A 10,712-nucleotide genomic window follows, 5' to 3' on the forward strand; every position below is an offset into this window, starting at 1 on the left:
GACGTTCAAGTATGCGTCCGCTGTCAGGCACCAACAGCAAACGTTCACCGGTGGGTGTCTGGGGGCCGGTCGTGTGATGGGTGTGTCGTGTTTTTGTGTTGGGCCGTCGCCAAGCGGTAAGGCACCGGATTTTGATTCCGGCATTCCCAGGTTCAAATCCTGGCGGCCCAGCCAATTTATGCTCTTATCCGGGGTTGAACAACGACAGACGTTCGCTATCCCGTCAAGCCCAAGGTGGTGGATTTCGCATGTCCATTCAAAGAATGTGTCTCTTCTCCGGGACAGCCAACCCGGATCTGGCCGAAAAGATCGCCGAGTACCTGATGGTTCAGGTGGGAAATGCCTCGGTCAGGAGGTTTTCCGACGGGGAGATCTTTGTCCAGATCAATGAAAATGTGCGCGGTCGGGACGTTTTTGTCATTCAGCCGGTCTCGGCACCGGCCAACGACCACCTCATGGAACTGCTGATCATGGTCGATGCCCTGCGCCGTGCTTCGGCGGGGCGTATCACCACGGTCATCCCCTACTATGGCTATGCACGCCAGGATCGCAAGGAGGCAGGGCGGACACCCATCAGTGCCAAACTGGTGGCGGACCTCCTGCATGCCGCCGGGGTGCAGCGGGTGTTGACCATGGATTTGCACTCGGGGCAGATCCAGGGCTTCTTCAACATGCCGGTCGACAACATTTTTGCCACGCCGGTCCTGCTGGGAGCGATCCGTGAGCGGGGTGTGGAGAATGCCCTGGTGGTCTCGCCGGATGTCGGCGGGGTGGTGCGGGCCCGATCCTACGCCAAACGCCTCAACCTGGAATTGGCGATCATCGACAAACGCCGGCCCGCCCCCAATATTGCCGAAATTCACCACATTATTGGCGATGTGGTGGGCAAGGAGTGCCTGATCGTCGATGACATGGTGGATACCGCCGGCACCTTGACCAAGGCTGCCAATGCCCTGATCGAACATGGCGCCAAATCGGTGGTGTCGGTCTGTACCCACGCCGTGCTCTCCGGACCGGCGGTGGATCGCATTGAAGAGTCACAGTTGACGGGGTTGCTGGTGACCGACACCATCAAGTTGTCGCCCCGGGCGGCGGCGTGCCAAAAAATCAAGGTGGCGACCGTCTCCAACCTCCTTGGCGAGGCCATCCGCCGCATCTCCGATGAGGAGTCGGTCAGCTCGCTGTTCGTTTGATGGTCCAGACCCACCCGGGTTCTGATGGCCAAGGCCCTGAAGATGGTAAAAGGGGCGACAGGAAAGATTTTGTCAGGGCTTCGCCCCGAACCCCACCAGGAAGAAGGGCGCAGCCCTTCCTCCTGGACCTCCATCCCAGTCTTTCAATCGTTTTTTGGGGGGTGTGGAACAAATTCTTTTTTTGTGTTCGTCGTGTTTAATCTCTTGTTTGCCGGCCATGTTGTGCCGGTGTGTCTCATCGGACGGGTTCCATCCGGCACTCAGCACCCCTGGAGGCTGGTGATCGGAGGCATGGCGCCCCACCCGATGCGGGGTGACTCTCAAGAAAGGATGATAAAATGGCACAGATTAAAGCTTTCGCTCGCAGCGGGACCGGCAAGGGGGTGGCTCGCAAGTTGCGGCGTGAGGGGCTGGTTCCGGCGGTTGTTTACGGGGCCGGCCAGGAAAACCTGAACATCTCCCTGGAGCGTAAAGAGTGGAACATGCTCATGGAGGCGGAGGGTCGGGCGCTCCGGACTCACCCCCAGCATCTGGTCCTGGATGATGGCAAACGGGTGACCGTTCTGGTGCGCAGCTCCCAGCGGCACCCGGTCACCAGTGTGACCGAACATGTGGATTTTTTACGTTTCGATCCGATGCGCCGCATCGACATCATGGTGCCGGTGGTGGTCAAAGGAGAAACCGAATCCCCCGGCGTTAAACGGGGTGGCATGGTGCAAGCCATCCGGCGGGAGCTGCACGTGCAGTGCCGTGCCGACCATATTCCGGAGTGGATTGAGATTTCGGTGGCCGGTCTTGAGATTGGCGAATCTGTCCATATTCAGGATATCAAGCTCCCCGATGGCGTTGAAGTCCATGCCGAGGACAATTTTACTGTGGCTGCCGTGGTTGGCGTCCAGGCCGAAGAGGTCGACACCGCAGCTCCGGAAGCGACCACCACCACGGAGACGACCTCGGGTGGCGAGGGGGATAAAAAGGAGTAGGTGCGCGACTCTTGACCTGATCCTCCATCACTTCCGTGCATTTACTGGTCGGATTGGGCAACCCCGGCGAACGCTACCGGGCGACCCGTCACAACCTGGGCTGGGATGCCGTCCTGCGCCTCGTCGAGCATTTTGCTCTGAGTCGCGACGGCTCCCGGTTTCGGGGGCGCTGGGGAGGGGGACAGGTCGGGGATGCCCGTCTCTTCTGGCTGCTGCCGGAGACCTTCATGAATCTCTCCGGCGAGGTGGTGGGAGAGGCGGTCCGCTTCTACAAAATACTTCCGGAAGAGGTGGTTGTTTTCCACGATGACATGGACCTTCCCCTGGGCAAGGTGCGCATGAAGGTCGGAGGTGGCAACGCTGGTCATAATGGCCTCAAATCCATTCAGCAACATTTGGGGACGCCCGCCTTCGTCCGGGTCCGTCTGGGGGTGGGGCGTCCCGCTGCCGGGATGGATCCGGTTCGTTTTGTCCTGGAGTCCTTCACCCGGGACGAGCGGGAGGTTGTGGATACCCTGTTGGCCGCCCTGCCGGCCTCCCTTTCTCACATTTTGCAGGGAGATTTGCCCGGGGCCATGAATCGCCTGGTCAACTCTCCCGTCAAGCCAGCCCGTTCGACGTGAGGCACCCATGGCTCTGAAATGCGGTATCGTCGGCCTGCCCAATGTGGGCAAGTCGACCATCTTCAATGCCCTGACCGCCGCCGGTGCGGCCATGGCCAACTATCCCTTCTGCACCATCGAGCCCAACATCGGCGTGGTGGCGGTTCCTGATCCGCGCTTGCAGGAGCTGACGGCACTGATCCAGCCCAAGGCGACGGTGCCCACCACCATGGAGTTTGTCGATATTGCCGGTTTGGTGAAAGGGGCAAGCCGTGGCGAAGGGTTGGGCAACCAGTTTCTCGGACATATCCGGCAGGTGGATGCCGTGGCGCATGTGGTGCGGTGTTTCGAGGATGCGGACATCACCCATGTGCATGACCGTGTCGATCCCGCCTCCGACATCCAGGTGATCGAGACCGAACTGATGCTGGCCGATCTGGATGCCACCCGCCGCCGCATGGAGAGCACGGGAAAAAAAATCCGTTCCGGCGAAAAGGAGGCCCTCTTTCTGGCTGCCGTCAGTGAAAAAATTGCTGCCGGCCTCGATGCCGGGGTGCCCGTGCGGCGTCAGGGGCTTTCCGAGGAAGAGAAGATTGCGGCACGGGAGTTGTTTTTATTGACTGCCAAACCCGTCCTCTACGTTTGCAACGTCGCCGAGGCCGAGGTGGCGGTGGCGCAAAAGCCCGGCCAGCACCCCCTGGTTGATGCTGTCCGTGCCATCGCCGCCGCAGAGGGGGCTGCCGTGGCCGTTTTGTGCGGGGCCATCGAAGCCGAGATCGCCGAGTTGGCGGATGAAGAGAAAAAGGCCTTCCTGGACGATTTGGGCCTCGCCGAGCCTGGTTTGCACCGTTTGATCGCTTCGGCCTACTCCCTGTTGGGGTTGATCACCTACTTTACCGCCGGTCCCAAAGAGGTGCGCGCCTGGACCATCCAGCGCAACGATACGGCCTTCGCTGCCGCCGGGGTGATCCATACCGATTTCCAAAAAGGATTCATCCGGGCGGAGGTGATCGCCTATGCCGATATGATCGCCTGCGGGGGGGAACAGGGCGCCCGCGAAAAAGGCCGCCTGCGCCTCGAAGGCCGGGATTATGTGGTGAACGATGGCGATTTGATGCACTTTCGGTTTAATGTGTGAGGAAGAGATTTGTAACCGTTCAGAGCCCTGGGTCGAATGGGGGTCCAGGAGACTGGTTCCCTGGCAGGTCCAGGACAGAGTCCTGGTGGGGTTCGGGGCGAAGCTCTGACAAAGGCTTTCATATCCGAGCTTTTCTGGAAGGGGTGCCGAACGGTTACGCCAAAAGTTCTCGCGGCAATAAAATCGAGAAGGAGGACCGCAACGCCATGACTACGCAACATCAACTACCTGAACCATTTACTCTGGAGTTTCTAGCCTCGGAATTGCCGGAAAGCATTGCTCAATGTTTTATACATCGCCCTGCTGCGAATGCCCGTTTTGTCGTTACTATAGAACCAGCTCAGACTGAAGAAGAAAAATTGGCGACTTTACGGCGAGATATCCAAGAAGGAGTCGAGGATGCTAATGCAGGCCGTATCATAGATGGTGCAACTATTTTTGCTGAGCTTAAAGCCAAATTTCCCATAGTCTGACAAATATGTCAAAGTTACAAATCACGGACCATGCTCGCGCTGATTTGCATGGGGTCGGCGAGTTTATTGCCAGAGACGACCCTGATCGTGCCGCAACGTTTATAGCACGACTCGAAGAAATATGTTGGCTTCTGGTCGTCACATCCTTTGGTTGGTCGTCCACGCGACGATTTGGCCCCGAATTTACGGAGCTTTGCAGTTGGCAGATACGTCATATTTTACAGGGAAGCTACGAGCGGAATCGAAGTTTTGCGATTCATACATGGCGCCCGTGACCATCCAAATCTTTTGAAGGATCTGAAATGATGTTTTCCATGGATTGTTGAGGGGTTCGATCCAGGGGGAGAGGCAGGCAGCACAACGAGCAAGCTCGTTTTCCTGGATGGGACGGATCTGGGTTAGGTCTTCTGCCTAGTGGCTCAACCGTGTTGATTTGATGTGCAGAAATGTTCCAATGCTCCGGGAACAGCTCAACCATGAAACGGGGTCCAGGGGGCTGGCTCCCTGGCTTTGTCCAGGGCAGCGCCCTGGTGGGGTTCGGGGCGAAGCCCTGACAAAGGCTTTCATTTCCAAGCTTTTCTTGAAAGAGTGCGGAATAGGCACGAAAAGTGAGCACTTCAAATCAAGTCGGTTGGTCCAGTAGTCTGTTTTTTGGTCGGAAAAACACCAACCCATCGTGACCGAAGCGTCTAACACAAACCTGGTCATTTCAACGCCGTCCCTTTCCCATCAACTCCCGCAAGGAGATATCCCCCAAGGCTGGACCGCTGGCGCCGAACGCCTCCATGGCCTGGATCGCATCTTCAATTGTTGGCCTGGAAGAGGTGCACTGGTTGCAGCGTCGCGATGGCGCGCCCGTGTCTGGTGATGGTGAACTGCTCAGGTTGAAACTTGACTTGATCCATGGCAGACACGATTCAGCGACCTCCAGGGGTCGTCTTCTTCTCCCACCCCCCTGCACTATTTTGTACCCAATATTCCATGGTGCAACCCAGTTGTTGATAATGGCTGTAGCGCTGGCGGCTGGCGAGGTAGTGCCTGTTGTCGGCGTGGTCGTTGGCGTAGGCAAAATCGATGATCAGATCGAATTGGTTGGGACTGGCCACAATCTGACTGCTGGCGACGAGCAAAACCGTGGCGCCGTTCCGGTCGCTTGGCGTGGTGTCGATCAGGAGGGGTTGCAGATCGGGGTCGGGCTCGGTCGCCAGAGCGTGCGGCAGGAAGCTGTTGTCAGGATATCGCCAAAGAAATTGATCCAAATATTGGGCTTGTTCCGCATGGGCCGCGACCACGGCAAGCCGCAGACCCCGCTCCAGGGCCTTGGCGGCCAGGATGGCGACCAGTTTGTAGGGATCACCCCCGGCGGCCTGATAAAAACGGACCGTGGGGGGGATATCGGCTGCACCGCTCCTGGCCATCAGTCCATATACTTGCGGGCAAAGCGGCACAGCAGCCGCACCCCAACCCCCGATCCCCCCTTGGGAACGTGGGGACGGCCCGATTTTTCATCGGCGGTGCCGGCAATGTCGAGATGGGCCCAGGGGCGATCTTTTTCCACAAAGCGCGAGAGGAAACATCCCCCCATGATCGCCCCGGCATCCCGGGTGCCGGCATTTTTGATGTCGGCAACATCGGATTTGATCTTTTCCTGATATTCCGGATACATCGGCAGTGGCCAGAGGCGTTCGCCGGTTGTCTCTCCGGCGCGGCGCAGCTTTTTGGCCAGGCTCTTGTCGTTGCTCATCAAGCCGCTGCACTCGGAACCCAGGGCAATGACACAGGCCCCGGTCAACGTCGCCAAGTCAATGATATAGCGTGGCCGGAAACGTTCGGCATAATGCAGGGCGTCGGCCAGAATCAGGCGTCCCTCGGCGTCGGTGTTGATTACCTCGACGTGGATCCCCTTGGCGGTCTTGATGATATCGCCGGGCCGTTGCGCCGACCCCGAAGGGAGGTTCTCCGCCGCCGGGACAATGCCGACAACGTTGATGGGCAGTTTCATCTCCGCCACGGCTTGCAGAAAGCCAAAAACCGCTGCCCCGCCACACATGTCATATTTCATGTGCTCCATCTTGTCGGCGGGTTTGAGGGAGATACCTCCCGCATCAAAAGTGATCGCCTTGCCGACCACCGCAAGCGGCGGTTTTTCCCCACCATTGCGATACTCCATCACCAACAGGCGGGGCGGGTTGATGCTTCCCTGCCCGACGGCGAGGATGCCGTTCATGCCGGCGCCACGCAACTCGTCCATGCCCAGAAGCGTCGTGCGCAGATGGTATTTTTCCCCAAGCAGGCGCGCCTGATGGGCCAGGTATTCCGGGTTGACGACATTGGCGGGATGGTTTCCCAGATCCCGGGCCAGAAAAACCCCACCCACCTGGGCACGCACCTGTTCCAGCCGCTTAACCAGGGTGGCGATCTTCTCTTCGCGCATGGCCAGGGTGCAGGAGCGGGGATGAAAGCGCTCCGCGTCCGGGGTTTCGTGATGGTAATGCTCGAAACGATAAGAGCCCAACATGAGCCCCTCTGCCAGGGCTTCGGCGGCGGCGTTGATCTTGACACCATGCTCATCCATGCTGATGAGGCAGAGGAGGGTCTCCAGCGTGGATTTTTTGGCTTGCCCGTAAATGCCGCCACCGATGGTCCGCAACCGTTCGCGGGTCATGGCATCTTCTTTCCCGAGCCCCACGAGCAGGATGGCGCGCACCCGGAGGGAGGCGCCCCCTGGAGCAGGCAGAAGCAGGGTTTCGCCGACTTTGCCGTTGATCCACTTTCCTTCCAGGGCCTGCTGGACGGCTTTCTCCACTTCCTTGCCGCACTCCTGTAGGGCCTTCTGGGCCTTGCGTCCTTCGTACACTCCCACTACCAGACCATCCCCGGACCATGCGGCAACTTTTCCCGCATCGGCGGTGACCTTCAACATGCGCTCGGCCATGGCCATCCTCTCCTCATCTTGTCGATTTTGGTAACTATTCATCACCCGGCCACGAATCGGGATCCAGGGGGCTGGCTCCCTGGCGGGTCCAGGGCAGAGCCCTGGCGGGGTTCGGGGCGAAGCCCTGACAAAGGCTTTCAAGCCTCGGCTTTCTTCGAAAGGGTGATGAAGGGTGCCGAATCGTTATGTCGATTTTATCCATTTTGCTTTGAGATCCGGTTGCAGATGCCGATATGATTCCGAGTTTGTGACCATTCAGCACCCCTCCAGACGGAGAGCAACGCGGACCCTCATGAAACGACTCTCCCGTTATTTGTTGACCGAGTGCAGCGTGACTGTATCCATCGCCCTGGTCGTGCTGACTTTTTTGGTGCTTTTGCCGCAAATCGTCAAGCTGATGTATTTATGGGTCGACAGCACCCTCTCCATAGGCATTCTGTTGCACATGACCGTGCTGATTTTGCCGAAATTTGTTGTTGCAACGCTCCCCATGGCCCTGTTGCTGGGCATCCTGCTGGCTTTGGGGCGCCTCTCCCAGGAGAGTGAAATGGTCATTCTGCGCACCAGTGGGGTCAGTCTCTACCAAATTGCCCGACCCATTGCAATTCTTGTTCTCCTGGCCACGGGGTTTTCGTTGTGGTTGAACTGGGTGGCCGTGCCGCAGTCGCACCAGCATTTTTATCAGATCAAGAGTGCCATGTTGGCGCGCAGCACGTTGGCCATCAAGAGCAATACATTCCAACAAATTCTGCCCGGACTCACCCTCTATGTGCGCGAACAGCAGCTTCCCGAGCGGATTTTGTGGGGCATATTGATCCATGATCAGCGCAACGCCGACGAACCGGAGACTGTTGTGGCGCGTCAGGGTCGGTTGCATCACGACTCTTTGGGTCATCTGGCGCTCTATCTGGAGGAGGGGAGTCGGCAACGGTTGCTGCCGGGGGGTGGCCTGCGCCGGTTGGATTTTGTGACGTTCGATATGGACCTGGGGCTGGATGGCAACCCGGCGGACGATCCCGAGACCCGGGCTTTGGCCACCTACTCCTTCTCCGCCCTGTATCAGGCGGTGGACCAAGGAACACCTGAACATGTCCGTCTGGCCCGCATGGAGTGGCACCATCGGTTGGCGATTCCGGCGGCCACCTGCATCCTGGGTTTGCTGGCCATTCCGTTGGGATTGCAGCAGGGGCACCGCAGTGGGCGGGGGTTTGGTTTTGTGCTGGCCATTCTGGTTCTGATGCTGCATTTCACGTTGATCACCCTGGGCGAACTGCTGGCGCATCGGCACGTTCTGGATCCCTTGCCGGGATATGGGGCGCCCAATGTGCTGATGGTCTTGTTGACGCTCCATGTCTACCGGGAGTCGGCGCGCGACCGACCGGTGTTTTTGGCGGACCGGGTGCAGGCTGCCATCCAGTTTTTGGCGCGGGTGGTTTCCATGCGGCGCGTGGAAACTCCCGGGGTGGAGGCTTAGCGCATGCGCATACTGTTTCGGTATGCGCTGATGCGTTTTATCGTGGGGTTTGCCCAGGTTTTGGGGGTATTCACCACCATGTTTTTTATCTTGGACGGAGCCGAGCAGGTGCGGCGTTTCAGTCATGCACCGTATGCCGATTGGCAGGGTGTTTTGCAGGTGTTGGTGCTGCGCATCCCCATTTTTCTGGTGCAGTTGTTACCGCCGATTGTCCTGCTCACCACGTTGCTTGTTCTCTCCCGTCTGGCGCGGCACAACGAAATCACGGTTATGCGGGCCGGGGGCATCTCCATCTACCGTGTCTTGTTGCCGTTTCTGGTGGGGGGTGGGCTGGTGGCGGCGATACAATTTTTGATTCAGGATCAGATTGTCCCGCGTGCCAATCAGGCCTCTTATCGGCTGTCCCAGGCGATGGAGGGGCGGGAGACCGATATCTCCCTGACCCGGGATGCGCAGGATTTTTGGTTGTGGGACGGGAATCGGGTTATTCATGCCGAGCAGGTTTCGGCGCAACATCATGTGTTGTTCGGGGTGACGGTGTTGCAGTTTGATGACCGGTTCCATCTGATTAGGCGCCTGGATGCCCGCCGGGCGGAGCGTTGCACGGAGGGTTGGAAGCTCATTCAGGGGGTGGCCTATGATTTTCTCGACAGCTCCGCGCCACACCCCTTTCAACAGCGTTCCTGGGATGTCGCGTTGGAGATCGAGCAGTTGGATCGGAATACGCCGTCGCCGGATGCCTTGTCGGTGCGGCGTCTCTGGGTGATGGCGGAGCGCCTGGAGCGGGAGGGGTATGACGCCACGTTGTATCGGCTGGTTTTGCAACGCAAGATTGCCAATCCATTTGCCGCATTGGCGGCCATTTTGTTGGCGTTTCCTTTCGCTTTGCGCATGCATCGGCTCGGGGGGACGACGCGGAGTTTGACGGCGGGTATTCTGGCAGGATTTATCATGTTCATCACGGCTGATATGACCATGGCGTTGGGGGAGGGGGGCAGGTTGCCGCCTTTGGTGGCGGCCTGGTCGCCGGTGGTGCTCTTTGCCAGTCTGGGGGTTTTCATGTTGATGCATTTGGAGGAGGAGGCAAGGGTGTAGACGAGGGATATAGGGAGATCTCTTACGCATGAGGAGTATTCCTTGAATCCGGGTCACTATTCAGTATCAGGTCTCGAAAGTGAGGCAGATTTAGATTGATGCTGATGAGTTGCATACCCGAATTGATATGGCTCAATATGGATTCCGGGGGCATGGCCTGAAGCGGTGAATTAAGGTAGCATGTTCGGCAGCAATTCACCTTCACTGGGAGGTCAAGGATGATTCCCCAACCAATGGTCAAGATCCAACACCTGGTCAGTGACGAGCAGTGCTACGAGACCGTCCGAACCAGGACGATGTCCAGCAGATGACGATGCGACTTCGGGAAGGGGTAGAGAAAAAAAACACCGGTGACATTGTCGGGTGAGGTGGAATGCGACGAGGTCTACGTCATCGCGGGCCATAAAGGCCGCCCTGACAAAGTTCTGGAGAAGGGCCGAAAAGGTCGTCGGAATTGGCTGAAAGGCGCCCGGGGACGAGGGACTTTGGCAAAAGAAAAGCCGCCAATCTTTGGGATGATCCAGCGTTCGGGTGAAGTCGTCATCCGAATGCTTCCCAATGTGCAACAGGTGACCATCGCTCCGCTGGTGCAAGCATTCATATCTCCTGGGAGCCTTGTGTTTACAGATGAATTTGTCATTTATGATCGCTTGTCAGAATGGGGATATGGACACAAGACCGTCAATCACAGCCTGGGCGAGTATGCCCGGAATGAAGATGGTGATGGATTTCATGAAGTCCACGTCAACACCATGGAAGGGTTTTGGGTAGTGTCCCTTCTTGGTTGATCGCGGTCACACAGCCCTACCAAACTCGAAT

General features: G+C 58.1%; 10 protein-coding genes, 1 tRNA gene and 1 pseudogene. 10 read left to right on the plus strand and 2 right to left on the minus strand.

The annotated features are described in order from the left end of the window. The first annotated feature begins 99 nt into the window (after nucleotides 1-99). The 7 genes from HQL63_14615 (at nucleotide 100) to HQL63_14645 (ending at nucleotide 4,695) form a co-directional block, all read left to right on the plus strand. Nucleotides 100-174 (plus strand) — tRNA-Gln (locus HQL63_14615). An 80-nt stretch (nucleotides 175-254) separates the two neighbouring features. Beyond that, complete coding sequence (locus HQL63_14620; GenBank protein ID MBF0178059.1) at nucleotides 255-1,193, plus strand: ribose-phosphate pyrophosphokinase; 939 nt, start codon at nucleotides 255-257, stop codon at nucleotides 1,191-1,193. A 338-nt stretch (nucleotides 1,194-1,531) separates the two neighbouring features. Then, entirely contained in the window at nucleotides 1,532-2,176 is a 645-nt protein-coding gene (locus HQL63_14625) for a 50S ribosomal protein L25/general stress protein Ctc (GenBank protein ID MBF0178060.1), read from the plus strand. 35 nt (nucleotides 2,177-2,211) lie between these two features. Then, nucleotides 2,212-2,799, plus strand: a complete 588-nt coding sequence (locus HQL63_14630; protein ID MBF0178061.1) for an aminoacyl-tRNA hydrolase — start codon at nucleotides 2,212-2,214, stop codon at nucleotides 2,797-2,799. Nucleotides 2,800-2,806: 7 nt separating this feature from the next. Beyond that, on the plus strand, nucleotides 2,807-3,916 hold the full coding sequence (gene ychF / locus HQL63_14635) for a redox-regulated ATPase YchF (GenBank protein ID MBF0178062.1): 1,110 nt from the start codon (nucleotides 2,807-2,809) through the stop codon (nucleotides 3,914-3,916). 206 nt (nucleotides 3,917-4,122) lie between these two features. Beyond that, complete coding sequence (locus HQL63_14640; GenBank protein ID MBF0178063.1) at nucleotides 4,123-4,389, plus strand: hypothetical protein; 267 nt, start codon at nucleotides 4,123-4,125, stop codon at nucleotides 4,387-4,389. A gap of 147 nt (nucleotides 4,390-4,536) precedes the next feature. Continuing rightward, nucleotides 4,537-4,695, plus strand: coding sequence for a type II toxin-antitoxin system RelE/ParE family toxin (locus HQL63_14645; GenBank protein ID MBF0178064.1), 159 nt, complete (start codon nucleotides 4,537-4,539; stop codon nucleotides 4,693-4,695). A gap of 611 nt (nucleotides 4,696-5,306) precedes the next feature. Here HQL63_14645 and HQL63_14650 read toward each other — a convergent pair. Next, nucleotides 5,307-5,807, minus strand: a complete 501-nt coding sequence (locus tag HQL63_14650) for a DNA polymerase III subunit chi (GenBank protein MBF0178065.1) — start codon at nucleotides 5,805-5,807, stop codon at nucleotides 5,307-5,309. Continuing rightward, the gene (locus HQL63_14655) at nucleotides 5,807-7,366 is read right to left on the minus strand and encodes a leucyl aminopeptidase (GenBank protein ID MBF0178066.1); all 1,560 of its coding nucleotides are present in this window, start codon (nucleotides 7,364-7,366) and stop codon (nucleotides 5,807-5,809) included. The genes HQL63_14650 and HQL63_14655 overlap by 1 nt, the downstream gene beginning before the upstream one ends. 250 nt (nucleotides 7,367-7,616) lie before the next feature. On the opposite strand from HQL63_14655, the gene HQL63_14660 reads away from it, so the two are divergent. The 3 genes and pseudogenes from HQL63_14660 to HQL63_14670 all read left to right on the plus strand — a co-directional run bounded on the left by HQL63_14660 (nucleotide 7,617) and on the right by HQL63_14670 (nucleotide 10,660). Then, on the plus strand, nucleotides 7,617-8,798 hold the full coding sequence (locus tag HQL63_14660) for an LptF/LptG family permease (GenBank protein ID MBF0178067.1): 1,182 nt from the start codon (nucleotides 7,617-7,619) through the stop codon (nucleotides 8,796-8,798). A 3-nt stretch (nucleotides 8,799-8,801) separates the two neighbouring features. Beyond that, entirely contained in the window at nucleotides 8,802-9,893 is a 1,092-nt protein-coding gene (gene lptG, locus HQL63_14665) for an LPS export ABC transporter permease LptG (protein MBF0178068.1), read from the plus strand. A 368-nt stretch (nucleotides 9,894-10,261) separates the two neighbouring features. Beyond that, nucleotides 10,262-10,660, plus strand: a pseudogene (locus HQL63_14670) (transposase). The last annotated feature ends 52 nt before the right edge of the window (nucleotides 10,661-10,712 follow it).

The sequence above is a fragment of the Magnetococcales bacterium genome, assembly GCA_015231175.1.
Lineage (GTDB): Bacteria > Pseudomonadota > Magnetococcia > Magnetococcales > DC0425bin3 > HA3dbin3.